We start from the raw sequence: 17,673 nt of genomic DNA, 5'->3' as shown, positions 1-17,673 counted from the left end.
GCTAGTCGGCAAGGCTTCCTTCCTCGAGCGACCCGCCGGGGCCGGCGCTCAGTACGTGGGCGTGGACGTGGAAGACGGTCTGTCCCGCCCCTGCACCCGTGTTGAAGACCAATCGGAAATCGCCGCCCGCCTCGGCCGCCAGGCGCTTCGCGACCGCGACGATCTCGGCGAGCAGGGCCGGGTCCCCGGCCGCGAGCTCGGTCACGTCGCGGTACTGCTCGGTCTTGGGGACCACGAGCAGGTGCACCGGCGCCTTGGGCGCGATGTCGCGGAACGCGATGATGCGCTCGCCGTCGTAGACGATGTCGGCCGGGATCTCGCCCGCGACGATGCGCGAGAAGATCGAGGGCTGTGCGCTTTCCATGGCATCCATCCTATTCGGCTACCACCGACCGAGGGCGGCGTTCAGCACGGCGAGGGCGGCGGGGCCGGCGGTGGAGGTGCGGAGCACCGTGCCGCCCAGGCGCAGGATGCGCGCCCCGGCAGCCCGGAGCGCCTCCAGCTCGGCCGGCGCGATGCCGCCTTCCGGACCGACGACGAGCACGATGTCCCGGTCCCCCGGCACGAACGCCGTCAGGGCGGAGTCCCCGGTCGGCTCGAGCACCAGCACGTCGGACGCCGAGGCGAGGCCGGCGACATGCGCCGTCATCGCCAGCTCGCCCACCTCCGGCACCCACGCGCGGATCGACTGCTTCGCGGCCTCCCGCACGATCGCGGACCAGCGCTCGCGCCCCTTGGCGACCTTCGCGCCCTCCCACCGGGAGACGGAGCGCGACGCGGACCACGGGACGACCCGGTCGACGCCCAGCTCGGTCGCCGCCTGGACGGCCAGCTCATCCCGGTCGCCCTTGGCCAGCGCCTGCACGAGCGTGATGCGCGGGCTGGGCTGCTCGGCGTGCTCGACGGACGCCACCTCGATCGTCAGCTCTGCGCCGGTCGCGACCAGCACCTCGCCGGAGGCGACCAGCCCGCGGCCGTTGCCGATCAGCACGGTCTGGCCGGGGCGGGTCCGGTTCACGGTCGCGGCGTGCTTGGCCTCGGAGCCGGTCAGGGTCAGCCGGGAGCCGGGCTCGGCCGCGTCGAGGTCCTCGCGGAGATAGAGCGAGCTCATCGGATCAGAAGTTCAGGAACCGGTCGCGGAGCTTGGCGAAGAGCCCCTGCTGGAAGCGCGCGAGCGAGGGCTCCACCGAGTGGTGGGTCGCCGCGAACTTCTTGATGAGCTCCTTCTCCTTGTGGTCGAGCTTCGTCGGCGTGACGACCTGGATGCCCACCCGGAGGTCTCCGCGGCCGCTGCCGCGCAGGTGGGTGATGCCGCGGTCCTTCACGGTCACGATGTCGGCGCTCTGCGTGCCGGCCTTCAGCTCGAGTCTGATGTCGCCGTCGAGGGCCTTCACCGACGCGGTCGTGCCGAGGATCGCATCCACCATCGACACCTCGAGGGTGCAGAGCAGGTCGTCGCCGTCGCGGCTGAAGACGTCGTGGTGCTTCACCTTGATCTCGAGGTAGAGGTCGCCGTTAGGGCCGCCGGCGGGGCCGGCCTCGCCGCTGCCCGGCATCTGCAGGCGGAGCCCGGTGTCGACGCCCGCGGGGATGTCGACCGGCACCGTGCGGCGGGCGCGGACGCGCCCCTGGCCCTGGCAGGTCACGCACGGGGTGGCGATGACGGTGCCGTACCCGCGGCAGCTGCCGCACGGGCTCGACGTCATCACGTTGCCGAGCAGCGAGCGGACGGAGCGCTGGATGCTGCCGGTCCCGTGGCAGATGTCGCACGTCACCGGTGCGGTGCCCGGCTGGCAGCACGATCCGTTGCAGGTCTCGCAGACCACGGCCGTGTCGACCTCGAGCTCGCGGTGGGTGCCGAAGACGACCTCGTCGAGGTCGATCTCCACGCGCAGCAGGGCGTCCTGTCCGCGTTCGCGGCGGGAGCGGGGCCCGCGGGAGGCTCCCCCGCCTCCCCCGAAGAAGGTCTCGAAGATGTCGCCGAACCCGGCGAAGTCGCCCTGGCCTCCTCCGCCTCCGCCGAACCCGGTCGAACCGCCGAGATCGTACTGCTGGCGCTGCTGGGGGTCGCTGAGCACGTCGTACGCGTGCGTGACGAGCTTGAAGCGCTCCTGCGCCTCGGAGCTCGGGTTCACGTCCGGGTGCAGCTCGCGCGCGAGCCGGCGGTACGCCTTCTTGATCTCGTCGGGGGTGGCGTTGCGCTCAACGCCCAGGACTTCGTAGTGGTCGGCCACGTAAGGTGCGTTCCTTGTCGTTTGTCGTGTTTCTAGTCGCCGAGGAGGCGCGAGAGGTAGCGGGCGACCGCGCGGACCGCGGCCATGTTGCCCGAGTAGTCCATGCGGAGGGGGCCGAGGAGGCCGATGCGGGCCACGTCGGAGCCGGCGGCGCTGTAGCCGCTCGACAGGATGGAGGCTTCGCTCAGCCCGAGGACGGCGTTCTCCCGGCCGATGCTGACGGCGACGCCGTGCTGGTCGTGCGCCATCTCGTCGAAGAGGCGCAACAGCACCACCTGCTCCTCGATCGCCTCCAGGACGGGGGTGATCGTGCCGGGGAAGTCGGTCTCGGTGCGGACCAGGTTGGCCGCACCGGCCATCACGAGCCGCTCCTGCCGGTTGGCCGCGATCTGGTCCAGAAGGGCGCTCGCCACCGGCGAGACCAGCTCGCGGGTGCGCTCGGTGAGGGCATCGGGCAGCTGGCGCAGCCGGGCGGTCGCGTCGGGAAGCGACAGCCCCGCCGCCGCTCCGTTGATCGCCCCGCGGATCTCGGCGATCTCGGGGTCGGTCAGCTCGGCGCCGAGCTCGATCACGCGCTGCTCGACCGCCCCGGAGTCCGTGATGAGCACGCTCAGGAGACGGTGCGGGGCCAGCGAGACGAGCTCGATGTGCCGGATGCGCGAGCGCGACACCGACGGGTACTGCACGAGCGCGACCTGGTTGGTCAGCTGGGACAGCAGGCGCACCGTGCGTGCGAGCACGTCGTCCAGGTCGATCGACTCGCCCAGGAACGCCTCGATGGCGGTGCGCTGGGCCGGTGTGAGCGGCCGCATCTCGGAGAGGTGGTCGACGAAGAGCCGGTAGCCCTTGTCGGTCGGAACCCGGCCGGAGGACGTGTGCGGAGCCGCGATGAGCTCCTCCTCCTCGAGGAGAGCCATGTCGTTGCGGATGGTCGCGGCCGACACGCCGAACGAGTGGCGTTCGACGATGCTCTTCGAGCCGACGGGCTCGCGGGAGGCGACATAGTCCTGGACGATCACCCGCAGGACCTCGAGGCTGCGCTCCGAGACCATCCGACCCTCCCGTTCACCCTGTTCGCTCCGGCAAAACACTTAGCACTCAGCGTTCCTGAGTGCTAATCATATCGCGCGATCGGCGGACACGAGTTATTGTCCGCGCGCACCGTCAGCGGTACCGTGAACGCAACGGGTCGACTCCGTCGCATCCGATCACGAAAGGGCAACACGATGTCCGATCCGAACCAGCCTGTGGACCCGGCCGACGGCGTCCCTCCGCAGCAGCCGTACGTGCCCCCGCAGCAGCCGGCGGGACCGCCGCCCGGCGCCTACGGAGCCCAGCCCGCCGGCGCGCCCCAGCAGCCGTACGCCGCGCCCGCCGCGCCACTGGACGCGACCCAGGACAAGCAGTGGGCGTCGTTCGCGCACCTCGGCGGCATCCTCTGGGTCCTCCCGTCCCTGATCATCTGGCTCGTGTTCAAGGACCGCGGGCCGAAGACGAACGTGGAGGCCAAGGAGGCGCTGAACTGGCAGATCACCTGGATCATCGCGTGGGTCGCCTCGCAGATCCTCGGGATCATCATCGGGACCTTCACGGTCGGCATCGGCTACCTGCTGTTCGGGCTGCTCATCCCGTGGGTGCTCTACATCGTGAACCTGGTGTTCTCGATCCTCGGGTTCGTGAAGGTGAACAGCGGCGGCTCCTACCGCTACCCGGTGAACTTCCGCTTCATCAAGTAGCGCACCGGATGAGCGGGGCCGGAACGCTCTCGGCGTCTTCTCAGATTCGGGTCTCCGGCCCTAGGCTGTCTGGGTAATCGTCCGTCGATCAGCCCGGCGCGCCCGGGCTCTTTGCAAGGAGACTCCATGTCCGCAACGCCCCCACCGCCGCCTCAGCAGCCGTACGGAGGCGCTTCTCAGCAGTTGAGCCCCGCCGACGAGAAGCTCTGGGCGACCCTCGTCCACATCGGAGGGATCCTGTTCAACTGGATCCCCGCGCTCATCGGCTACCTCGTCCTCAAGGATCGGGGGCCGTTCGTCCGCTCGCACACCGCGACGGCGCTCAACTTCCAGATCACGCTCTTCATCGCCTACGCGATCGGCTGGATCACCAGCTTCGTCGGCATCGGCCTGATCATCCTGCTCGCCGTGTTCGTCGTGAACATCGTGTTCAGCATCATCGCCGCGCTGAAGGCCAACCAGGGTCAGTACTACACGTACCCGATCGCCATCAAGTTCGTGAGCTGACGCTCCCGATCACACCTCGGCGAGCAGCCGTCTCACGACGGCGTCCGCCAGAAGCCGTCCTCGCAGGGTCAGGGTCACCGATCCGGCGAGGGCGGCTTTTCCGTCGATCAGGCCATCGGCGATGAGTCCCGCGATCTCCCGGCGGCCCTCGGCGGAGAGCTCGGCCGTGCGAATGCCCTCCCGGATGCGGGTGAGCAGCAGTACGCGTTCGACCCGCCGGGTCTCGGCGTCCAGGGTCTCGCGGCCTGCGGCCGGGGACTCTCCCGCGAGCACGCGCTGGGCGTAGGCGGCGGGATGCTTCACGTTCCACCAGCGCACGCCGCCCACGTGGCTGTGGGCGCCCGGGCCGATTCCCCACCAGTCGTGGCCGAGCCAGTAGGAGAGGTTGTGACGGGACCGGTGGGCGTCGTCGCGGGACCAGTTGCTGACCTCGTACCAGTCGTAGCCGGCCGTGGCGAGTCGCGCGTCGGCGAGCTCGTACATGTCCGCCTGGAGGTCCTCGTCGGGCTCCGGCACCTGACCGCTCTTGATCTGGCGCGCCAGCTTCGTGCCGCCCTCGACGATCAGCGAGTACGCCGACAGGTGGTCCGGTGCGCAGGCGAGGGCGGTGTCGAGGCTCCGCTCCCAATCGGCGAGCGACTCCCCCGGCGTGCCGTAGATCAGATCGAGGCTCACCTGGAGGCCGGCGTCGCGCGCCCAGTCGACGACCAGGGGGATGCGCTCGGGATCGTGGGTCCGCTCCAGCGTCGCGAGCACGTGCGGCACCGCGGACTGCATCCCGAAGGAGACCCGCGTGAAGCCGGCATCGGCCAGCCGACGCAGGTCGCCGGCGTCGACCGAGTCGGGGTTCGCCTCCGTGGTGACCTCCGCGCCGGGCGCGAGACCCCACGCGTCGCGCACCGCGCCGAGCATCGCCCCGAGGTCGTCCGGCGGAAGCAGCGTGGGCGTGCCGCCGCCCAGGAAGACGGTCGAGACCTCCCGGTGCGGCAGTCCGCTCCTCTCCAGCGCGTGAGCGGCGAAAGCGACCTCCGCGACCGCGTGCCCTGCGTAGTCCGACTGGCTCACGCCCCGCAGCTCGGTCGCCGTGTAGGTGTTGAAGTCGCAATAGCCGCAGCGCACCCGGCAGAACGGCACGTGCAGGTAGACCCCGAAGTCGCGCTCGGACGTGCCCTCGCGCGCCGACACGGGAAGGACGCCGTCGGCGGGTGCGGGATCGCCGAGCGGGAGGGCGCTCGGCATCAGGCGGACCGCGCCGGCAGGAGCGAACGCAGGTACTTCGCGGTGATCCGGTTCTGCATCACTCGCAGTACGGGCGACACGAGCCGGTAGAACCCGGTCGACGGCCGCGAGAACGAGCGCAGCACGAACCAGACCGTGCCGTCCTCGCGCAGCTCGACGATGAACGCCTCCTCGCCGCTCTCCGGGTGCCCGTGCAGGGTGCCGTACGCGAACCCCTTCCGGTCCGGCTCGTCGATGACGTAGACGACGCGGATCGGCGCGGACACCTTGAACGGGCCGAACGGCACCTTCATGACGGCGGTCATCCCGTTGCGGATGAAGGGCGAGCCGTCGTCGGCGAAGACGTCCTCGTCGGGGCGGTGCTCGCGCATGCCCTTCGGCGAGCCGTCGACGTCGTACTCGATGCCCTCGTACTGCACGCCCGTGCCCTCGGCGACATCGGTGACGAGGATGCCGCTCCCGCGCTGCACGCCCCACGTCATCAGGGCGGAGGCGGCGGTCTCGAACCGCTCCTCGCCGGAACCGAGCCGCATCTTCTTCTGCAGCGGCCGGTAGCCCTTCGGTGGGTAGTAGAGCAGGTCGGGGGCCTGCGTTCCGCCGACGGCGCCGTACGTGACGGGCTGATCGGTGAAGGTGGAGCGACGCATGAGGTCTATCCTCCGCCAATCCGCCCGGCAGCGCGAACCGGGACCCGGATCGTCACGGGGCCTGGCGCCATCCGCGACCCGGGACGACACTGGTGCGACAGGCCATCGAGGAGGATCGCATGAGCAGCATCGTGGTGCAGGAGTTCATCACCCTGGACGGCGTCATCCAGGCGCCGGGAGGATCGACCGAGGACGACGAGCGCGGCTTCCCGTACGGAGGCTGGCAGATGGACTTCGATCGCGAGCACGGCAGCGACCAGGACGACAACGTCATCCTGGAGTGGGAGCAACGGACCGAGGCGCTGCTGCTCGGCCGCCGCACCTACGAGATCTGGGCGCAGGCGTGGGGCGTGTGGCCCGAGGACGCGCCCGGACTGCAGGGCGAGTTCACCCGTCGCTACAACCGGGTGCCGAAGTACGTCGCCTCGCGCACGCTCACCGAGCTCGGCTGGAAGAACTCGCAGCTGCTGGGCGACGACGTCGCGGGAGCGGTCGCCGCCCTGCGTGAGCAGCCGGGCGGCGAGATCCGCGTCTGGGGCAGCGCCGGCCTCATCAAGACACTCGGCGCCCACGACCTGGTCGACGAATACCGCCTGATGGTCTACCCGATCGTGCTCGGCACGGGCAAGAAGCTGTTCCCGGACGGATTCCCCCGCACCACGCTCTCGCTGGCGGAGACGAAGACCCTGGCGTCCGGGGTCCAGATCAACACCTATCGGCGCAACGACGCAGGCTGACGCTGGCGTCCCGGGCGTCTACTTCTTGGCGTCCTTGGTCTCGGTGTCGCCCGAGAGCGCGGCGATGAACGCCTCCTGGGGGACCTCGACGCGGCCGACCATCTTCATGCGCTTCTTGCCCTCCTTCTGCTTCTCGAGGAGCTTGCGCTTGCGGGTGATGTCGCCGCCGTAGCACTTGGCGAGCACGTCCTTGCGCATCGCACGGATGTTCTCGCGCGCGATGATGCGGGCGCCGATGGCGGCCTGGATGGGCACCTCGAACTGCTGGCGCGGGATGAGCTCGCGCAGACGGCCGGCCATCATCGTGCCGTACGCGTAGGCCTTGTCGCGGTGGACGATCGCGCTGAAGGCGTCGACGGCCTCGCCCTGCAGCAGGATGTCGACCTTGACGAGGTCGGCCTCCTGCTCTCCCGCGGGCTCGTAGTCGAGCGACGCGTAACCGGCGGTGCGGCTCTTCAGGTTGTCGAAGAAGTCGAAGACGATCTCGCCGAGGGGCATCGTGTAGCGGATCTCCACCCGGTCCTCACCGAGGTACTCCATGCCGAGCAGCGTGCCGCGACGGCTCTGGCAGAGCTCCATGATGACGCCGACGTAGTCCTTCGGTGCGAGGATCGCCGCCTTGACGATCGGCTCCTCCACCTTGTCGATCTTGCCGCCCGGGAACTCGCTCGGGTTGGTGACCGTGATGACCTTCTTGTCCTCGGTGGTGACCTCGTAGACCACGCTCGGCGCGGTCGTGATCAGGTCGAGGCCGAACTCGCGCGACAGGCGCTCGGTGATGATCTCCAGGTGCAGGAGGCCGAGGAAGCCGCAGCGGAACCCGAAGCCGAGAGCGACCGAGGTCTCGGGCTCGTAGACGAGTGCCGCGTCGGAGAGCTTCAGCTTGTCGAGGGCCTCGCGCAGCTCCGGGTAGTCGCTGCCGTCGAGCGGGTAGAGACCCGAGAATACCATCGGCTTGGGCTCGGTGTAGCCGGGCAGCGCGACGGTCGCCGGCTTCGCAGCCGTCGTGATCGTGTCGCCGACCTTGGACTGGCGCACATCCTTCACGCCGGTGATCAGGTAGCCGACCTCGCCGACGCCCAGGCCCTTCGACGGGGTGGGTTCGGGAGAGGAGACGCCGATCTCCAGGATCTCGTGGGTGGCCTTGGTCGACATCATCTGCACGCGCTCGCGCGGGGAGAGCTTGCCGTCCACCATGCGCACGTACGTCACCACGCCGCGGTAGCTGTCGTAGACGGAGTCGAAGATCATGGCGCGCGCGGGCGCGTCCGCGATTCCGACGGGGGCCGGGATCTCCTGCACGACGCGGTCGAGGAGGGCGTCGACGCCCATCCCGGTCTTGCCGGACACGCGCAGCACGTCCTCGGGGCGGCCGCCGATGAGGCTCGCCAGTTCGGCGGCGTACTTCTCGGGATCGGCGGCGGGGAGGTCGATCTTGTTGAGCACCGGGATGATCGTCAGATCGTTCTCGAGCGCCAGATAGAGGTTCGCGAGCGTCTGCGCCTCGATGCCCTGGGCGGCGTCGACCAGCAGGATGGCGCCCTCGCAGGCGGCCAGGGACCGGGACACCTCGTACGTGAAGTCGACGTGCCCGGGCGTGTCGATCATGTTGAGCGCGAAGGTCGAGCCCTCGTGCGCCCAGGGCATGCGCACCGCCTGGCTCTTGATCGTGATGCCGCGCTCACGCTCGATGTCCATGCGGTCCAGGTACTGGGCGCGCATGTCCCGCTCGGCGACCACGCCGGTGATCTGCAGCATGCGGTCGGCCAGGGTGGACTTGCCGTGGTCGATGTGCGCGATGATGCAGAAGTTGCGCAGGGACGCGGGGTCGGTGGCGGCGGGCTCGAGGGCCGTCAAAGCTCGTGGTGACATCGTGCCGCCATTCTCCCATGAACGACCGGACGCCTCCGAACCACCGGGTCCGGCCTCGCACGCGTCAGGCGAAGCGCTCCGAGCGCTCGACGACGCGACCGGCGCCGTCCTCCCAGCGGTAGACCTCGGTCCCCTCGATGAAGACGCGCTCGGCGCGGGAGGTCACGTCGAGCGGGTCGCCGGACCAGACGACCACATCGCCGTCGCGTCCCGGAGCCAGCGCACCGACGCGCTTGTCCAGCCCCAGGAACGCCGCCGGGTTGACCGTGAGGGCTTCGAGCGCCGTCTGGTGCGGCAGGCCGTCCTTGACGGCGAGGGCCGCCTGGTAGACGAGGAAGTTGATCGGGACGACCGGGTGGTCCGTCGTGATGGCGACGCGCACGCCGGCCGCTGCGAGCGTGGCGAGGTTGGCGATGGCCCGGTCGCGCAGCTCCACCTTCGACCGAGAAGTGAACATCGGGCCGAAGATGACCGGGATGTCGCGCTCGGCGAGCACGTCGGCGATCTTGTGCGCCTCGGTGCCGTGGTTCACGACGAGCTTGTAGCCGAACTCGTCGGCCAGGCGCAGCGCGGTCGCGATGTCGTCGTGCCGGTGCGTGTGCTGGTCCCAGTAGAGCTCGCCGTCGAGCACGCGGACGAGCGTCTCCTTCGTGAGGTCGCGGGCGAACGCCTTGCCGTCGCGCTCGGCCTCGTCGCGCTGCGCACGATAGTTCTGCGCCTCGACGAACGCCTGACGGATGATCAGCGCGACGCCCAGGCGGGTGCTCGGCGTGACGTTCTTGGCGCCGTACACGCGCTTCGGGTTCTCCCCCAGGGCCGACTTGACGCTCACAGCGGCCTTGATGACCTGCTCGTCGATCGTGCGCCCGCCCCAGGACTTGATCGCGACGGTCTGCCCGCCGATCGGGTTCCCGGAGCCGGGCTTGACCACGATGGAGGTGACGCCGCCCGATAGCGCGTCCCGGAAGCCCTCGTCGTCGATGTTCACGGCGTCGATCGCGCGGACGCCCGCGGTGTTCGGCGTCGTCATCTCGTTCGTGTCGTCGCCGGCCGGGCCATTGGCCTCCTCGTGGATGCCCACGTGTCCGTGGGACTCGACGAAGCCCGGCAGCACCCACTTGCCGGTCGCGTCGAACGTGGGCACGTCGTCCGGCACCGCGACCTCGCCTGCGGCCCCGACCGCCTCGATCACGCCGTCGCGGATGAGGACGGTGCCGCCCTCGATGGGCTCCCCGAGCACGGGGACGACGCGGGCGTTGACGATGGCGATGGTCGAAGCAGTCATGGATCCGAGCCTACGCTCGGCGGGCCGGGTGCCGGGGAATGCCCCGGGCGCGAGCGCGTTGCAGAACTGCATGAGCATCCTCCTGACCGGCGCGACCGGCTACATCGGCACCTCCGTCCTCCCCCGCCTCATCGAGGAGGGGCACAGCGTGACCGCGCTGGTCCGCGACGCCTCGAAGGCCGCGATCGTGGAGGCCGCGGGAGCGACCGCGCTGATCGGCGACGCCGCCGACAGCGATCTCGTCGCCCGGGCCGCGCTCGACAGCGACGGCGTCATCCACCTCGCCTCCGGCCAGGACGTCGACCCCGTCTTCATCGCCGCCGTGCTGCGCGGGCTCGAGGGCAGCGACAAGCCTTTCGTGCACACCGGAGGCATCTGGACCTACGGCTCCAACGCCGACATCGTCGACGACTCGCCGTCGGCACCGCCGGCGATCACCGCGTGGCGGGGCGCGAACGAGGCCGTCGTCCTCGGGGCCGAGGGCGTCCGCGGGATGGTCGTGGTCCCCTCGATCGTGTACGGCCGCGGGGCGGGGCTCGCCCGCGTGATCGTCGACGCGCCCCGGGGCGACGAGGTCGCGCCGGCGCTGCATCTGATCGGAGACGGATCGCAGCACTGGGCGACCGTGCACGTCGACGACCTCGCAGCGCTCTACGTGCTCGCGCTCGAGCAGGGCGACGCCGGGTCGATCTACCTCGGCGCCAGCGGCGTCAACCCGACCGTGCGCGAGCTCGGCGAAGCCGCCGCGGCCGTTGCAGGGGTCGTCGGCGGCGTGGTCGCCGAGACCGTGGACGAGACCGCCGCACGGCTGGGCGCCGGTCTGACCGAGGCCCTGCTGCTCGACCAGCAGTCTCGCGGATCGAAGGCGCGCATCGACCTCGGCTGGGAGCCGAACGGGCCCGCCCTGCTCGACGAGATCGTCTCGGGTTCGTACGCGCCGGAGGCCGTCGCCGCCGACTGAGGCACCAGCATTTGGCGCAGGCGGACCCTACTGGTAAAGTTGTTTGTTGGCTTGCGTGTGGGTGTACCCGCACGAACGCCGGGAAGCGCCCTCTCTCGCTGAACGGCACATCCGATACTCACTTCGAACGAAAGTAACCATTCGTGGCAAACATCAAGTCGCAGATCAAGCGCAACGGCACCAACAAGAAGGCGCAGGAGCGCAACAAGGCCGTCAAGAGCGAGCTCAAGACCGCCATCCGCGCGACTCGTGAGGCCGTCGTCGCCGGCGACAAGGACAAGGCGACCGCGGCGCTGCGCCTCGCCTCCAAGAAGATCGACAAGGCGGCCAGCAAGGGCGTCATCCACCAGAACCAGGCGGCGAACCGCAAGTCGGCCATCGCCAAGCAGGTCGCCGCTCTCTGAGCCGGTGACCCCGCGGGACCTGATCCCGCGCAGCGAAGAGCCCCCGCTCCGACGACCGTGAGGTCGGAGGACGGGGGCTCTTCGCATGGGCGCTCGTTGTTCACGCCTGTGCTCGCATTTCCAGGATAGCGGGACGCACCCCTCTTGCTGCAAGGCCCCCGTCGTGCGGCAGACTCATGCCCTCCCCCTACTGAATGGATGTGCATGACCGTCTCCTCCCCGTTCCCGTTCGCTCTCGACGCGCATCCCGCGAAGGCCGTTCCCGCCCTCCTCGATGCGGACGTCCGGCAGCTCGCACGCATCGAGTCCACCCTCGCCGCGCAGATCGACGAGCTCGAAGCGCGACTCGGTGCGGAGCTGCAAGCGCCCGCTGGGAGCGGGCAGGGCGCCTATGAGCGCGACCTCGAGGTCCGGCGGCTCGTACGTCGGCTTCGGCTGCTGCGGCGGTTCGGTCTCGATCTGTGCATCGGGCGGATCGACTCCGCGACATCGAGCCTCTACATCGGGCGGGTCGGCCTCGTGGACTCCGCGGGCGAGCGCTTGCTCGTCGATTGGCGCGCTCCCGCCGCCGAGCCGTTCTTCGGCGCGACCCTGGCCGACCCGATGGGGGCGGTCGCGCGGCGTCGCTACCGCTGGGTCGACGGCCGGATCGCGGACTTCTGGGACGAGGTGCTGGACGGCGCAGCAGCCGCCTCCGGCGCCGCACTCGACGATCAGTCGGCGTTCATCGCCAGTCTGGGCGCGAGCCGGTCGCCGCGGATGCGGGATGTGCTCGGCACCATCCAGGCCGATCAGGATGCGATCATCCGCGCGGACGGCCGCGGCACGCTCGTGGTCGACGGCGGACCGGGCACCGGCAAGACGGTGGTGGCCCTGCATCGCGCGGCGTACCTGCAATACTCCGATCCGCGGTTGACGAGCGGACACGGCGGTGTGCTCGTCGTCGGGCCGTCGCGCGTGTACACCGACTACGTCGGCGACATCCTCCCCGGGCTCGGCGAGGACGGCGTACGCACCTGCACGCTGGCCGATCTGGTGCCTGCGGCCCGGGATGCGGAGCCGGAGGCGGACAGGCGGGTCGCGGCGCTGAAGGCCGATGGCCGCATGCCCGGTGCCGTCGACGCCGCGATCCTCCGGTCCGAGCGGGTGCCGGTGCGCGCCACACCGATCGACACGGCCTGGGGAGAGCTGCGGGTCGGCCCGGCCGAATGGGCCGAGGCGTTCGCCACCGCCGATCCTGCCTCGTCGCACAACGAGGCGCGGGAGGACATCTGGCGCGCGCTGCTCGACATCCTCGTCGACCAGGTGTCGGCCGGCTCCCGGTCCTCGCGCGGGGGCGAGGAGCCATGGGGCGACGCGGGCTGGGGCGACGCGGGCTGGGGCGGCGCGAGCTGGGGCGACGCAGGCTCGGGCGGCGACCGTTGGGACGGCTCCGGATGGGGCGACGCGGGCTCCGCAGCCGCGGGACAGCACGACCACCCGGGCGACGACGTACGCCTGGGCTTCGACGACGAGGAGCAGTTCGACGCCTACGGGCTGAACGCCCCGGATGCCGATACCGAGGCGATCCGCGTCGGGCTCACGCGCGACACCCCGTTGCGGGCCGTGTTCGACACCGTCTGGCCGCTGCTGGACCCGTCCGGCATCGTCCGGCGGCTCTGGAGCTCGCCCGCGCTCCTGCGGGAGTGCGCGCCCTGGCTCGGGGACAGCGAGGCCGAGCTCTTGCAGAGGGATCCGGGATCGCCGTGGACGTCCGCCGACCTGCCGCTCCTCGACGCGGCGGCCCTCCGCGCAGGCGATCCGGAGGCCGCCGAACAGCGACGGAGGGCGGCCGCGGAGGCCGCTGCGGATCGCGCGGTCATGGACGACGTCGTGCAGGGGCTCATCGCGACCGACGATTCGGATCTGAAGCTCATGTCCATGCTGCGCGGACAGGACCTCCGCAGTGCGCTCGACACCGCCGCCGCTCCGGAGCTCTCGGACGCCGGCCGGTTCGCGGGTCCGTTCGCGCACATCGTCGTCGACGAAGCGCAGGAGCTGACGGCGGCCGAGTGGAGCATGCTCGTGCGGCGCACCCCCTCCCGGAGCTTCACGGTCGTCGGCGACCGCGCGCAGGCGCGGCACGGCTTCACGGAGACCTGGGAGGAGCGGCTGGCCGACGTCGGGCTCGAGGGTGCGACGGTGGCCTCGCTGACGATCAACTACCGGACTCCCGCCGAGGTGATGGCCGTGGCGGCGCCGGTGATCCGCGCGGTGCTGCCCGACGCGAACGTCCCGACGTCGATCCGCGAGAGCGGCATCCCCGTACGGTTCGCCGAGCCAGCACAGCGGGACCACGTGCTGGGCGAGTGGCTCCGAACGCACGACGAGGGGACGGCGTGCGTCATCGGCGACCCGTCCTTCGTCCCGACGGCGCGGGTGCGCTCCCTGACGCCGGTGGAGGCCAAGGGACTCGAGTTCGATCTGGTGGTCCTGCACGATCCGGACGACTCCGTCGACCCCGTCGAATCGATCGAAGCCGCCGTCGATCGTTACGTGGCGATGACACGAACGACAGGCCAGCTCGTGATCCTGGGCGGCGTGGGGCGAGCTCGCGGCTGAGCTCGGCGCTCAGCCGCGTCCGCGGGCGCTGACGATCCGGATCATCCGCTCCAGGGAGAACACCGGGTCGCGGCCTCCGCCCTTCACGTTCGCATCGGTCTCCGCCAGTACTTCGATGCAGCGTCCGAGGCCGTCCTCCGTCCAGCCCTGGAGGTCGCGCTTGGCGCGGTCGACCTGCCACGGGGCGAGGCCGAACTGCTGTGCCAGCTGGCCGGAGCCGCCGCGCGCGCCCGCCACCTTGGCCATCGTGCGGATCTTGCTCGCGAAGGCGGCGACCATCGGGACGGGATCGGCACCCGAGGCGAGCGCGTGGCGCATCGTGATGAGCGCCTCCCCGTGGCGTCCGGCGATGGCGGCGTCGGCGACCTGGAACGCGTTCGTCTCGACGCGGCCGCTGTAGTACTTGTCGACCGTAGCCTCGGTGATCTGCTCCGCGGCGTCCGAGATGAGCTGCTGGCAGGCGGCGGCGAGCTCGGCGAGGTCGTCGGAGAAGGCGGACGTGATGGCCCGCAGCGCACCGGCGGTGATCTTGCGGCCCGCGCCGGCGAACTCCGCCTGGGCGAACTCGTACTTCTCGGCGTCCTTCTTCAGTTCCGTGCAGACCACCTCGACGGCACCGCCGGTTCCGGAGCGGATCGTGTCGAGAAGCTTCTTACCGCGCACGCCTCCGGCGTGCCGCAGAACGACGACCGTGCCCTCCGCGGGTGCCGAGAGGTACTCGATCATCTCGGTGAGGAACGCATCGGTGCACTTCTCGACGGCGTCGACGCGGATGAGCCGCGGCTCGTCGAAGAGGGAGGGGCTCGCGAGGGTGACGAGCTCGCCGGGCGCGTAGTCCGACGCCGAGACGTCGCTGATCTCGAGGCTCGGGTCGGCGGTCTTGAGCGCATCGCGCAGGCTGCGGATGGCACGGTCGGCGAGAAACCCCTCCGTGCCCGACACCAGCACCACCGGGGCGGGGCGGATCTGGTTCCAGGCGAGTTGCGGGATCGCGCTCGCGACCGCACGGCCCTTGCTGGCTCCGGAGCGGCTCGCGCCGCTGCGGCCGGTGTTCCTGGTCGCCACATTCCTCCTCGTTCCCCTCCAGGATACGGGCGACCACCGGCATCCGACGTCTCGGTACGCTCGGTCCAGAGGGTGGGACCCTGCGCGCCGGGAGACACGAGGAGGAGACCTCTCGTGTCCGTGCGCACCGCGACCGCGCCGACGTGGTCCAGGATGTCGAGCGCGCGCCGGGTCGGATGGCCGTAGCCGTTGTCCGCACCGACGGAGAGCACACCGATCCGCGGTGTCACCGCCTCGTAGAGACGCGCGCTCTGGTCGGCGGAGCCGTGATGGGCGACCTTGACCACGTCCACGGGACCGAGACCCCCTGCCGCCAGCAGGCCTTCCTGGGCGCGCTCGCCCAGATCTCCGAGGAAGAGGCCGGTCAGGCCTGCGCCCCAGGTCCGGATCACGACGCTTCCGTCGTTCCCCGTCGGCATGCCGGAGACGTCACCGTGCGGCCAGCGCACCTCCCAGTGCAGGCCCGCCAGCGATCCGGCCAGCCCTGCGACGGCCTGCTCCGTCTGCACCCCGTGCGCTGCCAGAACGGCCAGCACGCGGTCGTCCGCCGGCCCGTCGGCGCGCCCGACCACCGCTCGCGCCACCCGGTCGACGACCCCCGCCAGACCCCCGACGTGGTCGGCGTCGTAGTGGGTGAGCACGAGGAGGTCGATGCGCGAGACCCCCAGGACGTCGAGGCACGCGGCCGCGGCCTCAGTTGAACGCCCCACGTCGATCATGCCGACGGCGTCCGCGTCGCGGAGGAGGAGGGCATCGCCCTGCCCGACGTCGCACGCCGCGATCTGCCAGTCGCCGGGCATCCCGACCGACCGGGCGACGAGCCCGCCGCCCAGCGCTCCCGCGTAGGCCGTCACGGACACGGCCAACCCCAGTCCCGCCGTCGTGACGAGCGCCCGGGGGACGCGCCCGCGCGCGGTCACGACGGCCACCGCCGCGAGGGCGGCGATGCAGAGCAGCACTCCCAGGGCGCCGTCGATCCAGGGAAGCGACGCTCCCGGCATCGCCGCGGCCGTGTGGGCGATCTGCGCGATCCAGGCCGAAGGCAGCCAGGCGAGCCGGACGAAGAGCTCTCCGAGGCCCGGCGCCCACCCGAGGGTGAGGCAGGCCAGACAGCCCAGCACCGTCGCCAGGGGCGCGGCGGGCTCCGCGAGCAGATTGGCGCCGACCCCATACAGCGGGATGGTCGGCGTGAGCAGGAGCAGGATCGGCTGGCAGGCGAGCTGGGCGGCGGTCGGCACGGCGATCCCCAGCGCCAGGCTCCGGGGCATCCAGCGGGTGAGCCGCCGTGCGAGCGGCCCGGCGAGCAGCAGCAGCCCCGCCGTGGCCGCCACCGACAGGGCGAACCCGTAGTCGCGCGACATCCACGGATCATGGAGGAGCAGCACGATCACCGCGAGAGCGAGCGCGGGCACACCGTCCACGGGTCGGCCCCGGGCGAGGGCGAGCAGGACGACGGCCGCCATCACCGCGGCCCGGAGGATGCTCGCTCCGGGCCCGACCAGGACGACGAAGCCCAGCAGGGCGGCCCCGGCGATGGCGACCCGCGACCGGCGGCCGGCCCCGAGTCGCGCGGCCACGAAGAAGACGAGACCCGTGACGAGCGCGCAGTTCGCGCCGGACACCGCCGTCAGGTGGCTCAGCGCACTCGCTTTCATCGCCGCGTCCAGTTCGGTGGAGACGCCGGACTCGTCGCCGATCGCGAGACCAGGCAGAAGGGCACCGCCGTCGCCGGGGGTGCCGGCCGCCGCCCGCGCGAAGCTCGACCGCACCGGCTGGGTCCACGCCAGCCAGACGGGTGGATCCTCGACGGTGACGACCTCGCCGGCGGCCGACAGGCGGAAGGTGGTCGACTCCCCTAGCTCGTTCGTGCGCAGCGTGCCCGTCACGGATGCGACAGCGCCGAACGGCGGCACGCCGCTGGATCCGTCCGCGGCGCCTCGGGCGAACACCGTGAGCGGCACGCTCACCGCCGTCTCGGCTCCCGCAACGGCGTTCGGAGCCGACGTGCCCAGCACCGCCAGCGCCGTGCCCTTCCAGCTCCAGCGCTCCGCTCCGTCGAACGAGGCCGTCACCGGCCGTGCCGGCCCCTCCACCCGCACCCGCAGAGCGAGCTCCTGCCTCGTCTCGGCCGCACGCTCGAGCACCTCCGCGCTTCGCCCCGGCGCTCGCACGGCCGTCGCAGCGCACCCCACCGCGATCGCAGCGACCACGACACCGGTCAGGACGACTGCACCGCGCCGCCGCTCCAGGCGGAATCCCGCGCCGACGGCGAGCACCGCGACGACGGCGGCGACGACCGCGCCGATCGCCGCCGCCTCCGGCATCGCGACGCCGACGACGCAGGCGACCCACAGCCCGGCCGCCGGCAGGGCGAGACGCAGGTCG

Annotated in this window: 15 protein-coding genes and 1 pseudogene; 6 read left to right on the top strand and 10 right to left on the bottom strand. The window is 71.1% G+C overall.

The features are described 5' to 3' along the window. Nucleotide 1: 1 nt before the first annotated feature. The 4 genes from ACFVU2_RS09115 to hrcA are packed head-to-tail and all read right to left on the bottom strand — an operon-like array spanning nt 2 to nt 3,286. On the bottom strand, nt 2–364 hold the full coding sequence (locus tag ACFVU2_RS09115) for a histidine triad nucleotide-binding protein (RefSeq protein WP_387873153.1): 363 nt from the start codon (nt 362–364) through the stop codon (nt 2–4). Between the two features lie 18 nt (nt 365–382). Next, the gene (locus ACFVU2_RS09110; RefSeq protein WP_387873151.1) at nt 383–1,111 is read right to left on the bottom strand and encodes a 16S rRNA (uracil(1498)-N(3))-methyltransferase; all 729 of its coding nucleotides are present in this window, start codon (nt 1,109–1,111) and stop codon (nt 383–385) included. Between the two features lie 4 nt (nt 1,112–1,115). Continuing rightward, nucleotides 1,116–2,234 (bottom strand): molecular chaperone DnaJ, encoded by a 1,119-nt coding sequence (dnaJ, locus tag ACFVU2_RS09105; RefSeq protein WP_387873149.1) that lies wholly within the window; start codon nt 2,232–2,234, stop codon nt 1,116–1,118. Nucleotides 2,235–2,266: 32 nt separating this feature from the next. Beyond that, complete coding sequence (gene hrcA / locus ACFVU2_RS09100; protein ID WP_387873147.1) at nt 2,267–3,286, bottom strand: heat-inducible transcriptional repressor HrcA; 1,020 nt, start codon at nt 3,284–3,286, stop codon at nt 2,267–2,269. 174 nt (nt 3,287–3,460) lie between these two features. On the opposite strand from hrcA, the gene ACFVU2_RS09095 reads away from it, so the two are divergent. Both ACFVU2_RS09095 and ACFVU2_RS09090 read left to right on the top strand, forming a co-directional pair. Continuing rightward, nucleotides 3,461–3,970, top strand: a complete 510-nt coding sequence (locus ACFVU2_RS09095; protein WP_387873145.1) for a DUF4870 domain-containing protein — start codon at nt 3,461–3,463, stop codon at nt 3,968–3,970. Between the two features lie 126 nt (nt 3,971–4,096). After that, nucleotides 4,097–4,477 (top strand): DUF4870 domain-containing protein, encoded by a 381-nt coding sequence (locus tag ACFVU2_RS09090; RefSeq protein ID WP_387873143.1) that lies wholly within the window; start codon nt 4,097–4,099, stop codon nt 4,475–4,477. A 9-nt stretch (nt 4,478–4,486) separates the two neighbouring features. Here ACFVU2_RS09090 and hemW read toward each other — a convergent pair whose 3' ends face one another. After that, a complete protein-coding gene (hemW, locus tag ACFVU2_RS09085) occupies nt 4,487–5,716 on the bottom strand; it encodes a radical SAM family heme chaperone HemW (protein WP_387873141.1) in 1,230 nt (409 codons plus the stop codon). Next, the gene (locus ACFVU2_RS09080; protein ID WP_387873140.1) at nt 5,716–6,363 is read right to left on the bottom strand and encodes a DUF1990 family protein; all 648 of its coding nucleotides are present in this window, start codon (nt 6,361–6,363) and stop codon (nt 5,716–5,718) included. Before ACFVU2_RS09080 ends, hemW begins: the two co-directional genes overlap by 1 nt. Nucleotides 6,364–6,482: 119 nt before the next feature. Here ACFVU2_RS09080 and ACFVU2_RS09075 point away from each other — a divergent pair, with 119 nt between their 5' ends. After that, nucleotides 6,483–7,100: a dihydrofolate reductase family protein gene (locus tag ACFVU2_RS09075; protein ID WP_387873138.1), complete on the top strand. Its 618-nt coding sequence runs from the start codon at nt 6,483–6,485 to the stop codon at nt 7,098–7,100. Between the two features lie 18 nt (nt 7,101–7,118). Here the strand turns inward: ACFVU2_RS09075 and lepA are convergent, their stop codons facing one another. Further along, complete coding sequence (lepA, locus tag ACFVU2_RS09070) at nt 7,119–8,972, bottom strand: translation elongation factor 4 (protein WP_387873136.1); 1,854 nt, start codon at nt 8,970–8,972, stop codon at nt 7,119–7,121. 64 nt (nt 8,973–9,036) lie between these two features. Then, nucleotides 9,037–10,257: an amidohydrolase gene (locus ACFVU2_RS09065; RefSeq protein WP_387873135.1), complete on the bottom strand. Its 1,221-nt coding sequence runs from the start codon at nt 10,255–10,257 to the stop codon at nt 9,037–9,039. 70 nt (nt 10,258–10,327) lie between these two features. On the opposite strand from ACFVU2_RS09065, the gene ACFVU2_RS09060 reads away from it, so the two are divergent. The 3 genes from ACFVU2_RS09060 to ACFVU2_RS09050 all read left to right on the top strand — a co-directional run bounded on the left by ACFVU2_RS09060 (nt 10,328) and on the right by ACFVU2_RS09050 (nt 14,223). Next, nucleotides 10,328–11,218 (top strand): NAD-dependent epimerase/dehydratase family protein, encoded by an 891-nt coding sequence (locus ACFVU2_RS09060; protein WP_387873133.1) that lies wholly within the window; start codon nt 10,328–10,330, stop codon nt 11,216–11,218. A 143-nt stretch (nt 11,219–11,361) separates the two neighbouring features. Then, nucleotides 11,362–11,622: a 30S ribosomal protein S20 gene (rpsT, locus tag ACFVU2_RS09055; RefSeq protein ID WP_387873131.1), complete on the top strand. Its 261-nt coding sequence runs from the start codon at nt 11,362–11,364 to the stop codon at nt 11,620–11,622. A gap of 204 nt (nt 11,623–11,826) precedes the next feature. Continuing rightward, on the top strand, nt 11,827–14,223 hold the full coding sequence (locus tag ACFVU2_RS09050; protein ID WP_387873130.1) for a HelD family protein: 2,397 nt from the start codon (nt 11,827–11,829) through the stop codon (nt 14,221–14,223). Nucleotides 14,224–14,232: 9 nt separating this feature from the next. Here the strand turns inward: ACFVU2_RS09050 and holA are convergent, their stop codons facing one another. Continuing rightward, nucleotides 14,233–15,213: a DNA polymerase III subunit delta gene (gene holA, locus ACFVU2_RS09045; RefSeq protein WP_387874411.1), complete on the bottom strand. Its 981-nt coding sequence runs from the start codon at nt 15,211–15,213 to the stop codon at nt 14,233–14,235. Nucleotides 15,214–15,536: 323 nt separating this feature from the next. Next, nucleotides 15,537–17,612, bottom strand: a pseudogene (locus ACFVU2_RS09040) (ComEC/Rec2 family competence protein); the annotation flags it as partial. Between the last annotated feature and the right edge of the window lie 61 nt (nt 17,613–17,673).

Source organism: Leifsonia sp. NPDC058194 (assembly GCF_042883605.1).
In the GTDB taxonomy this organism is placed as follows: Bacteria; Actinomycetota; Actinomycetes; order Actinomycetales; family Microbacteriaceae; genus Leifsonia.
The sequence above is the reverse complement of the archived record's forward strand: the minus strand, read 5'-3'. Positions and strand labels throughout refer to the sequence as shown.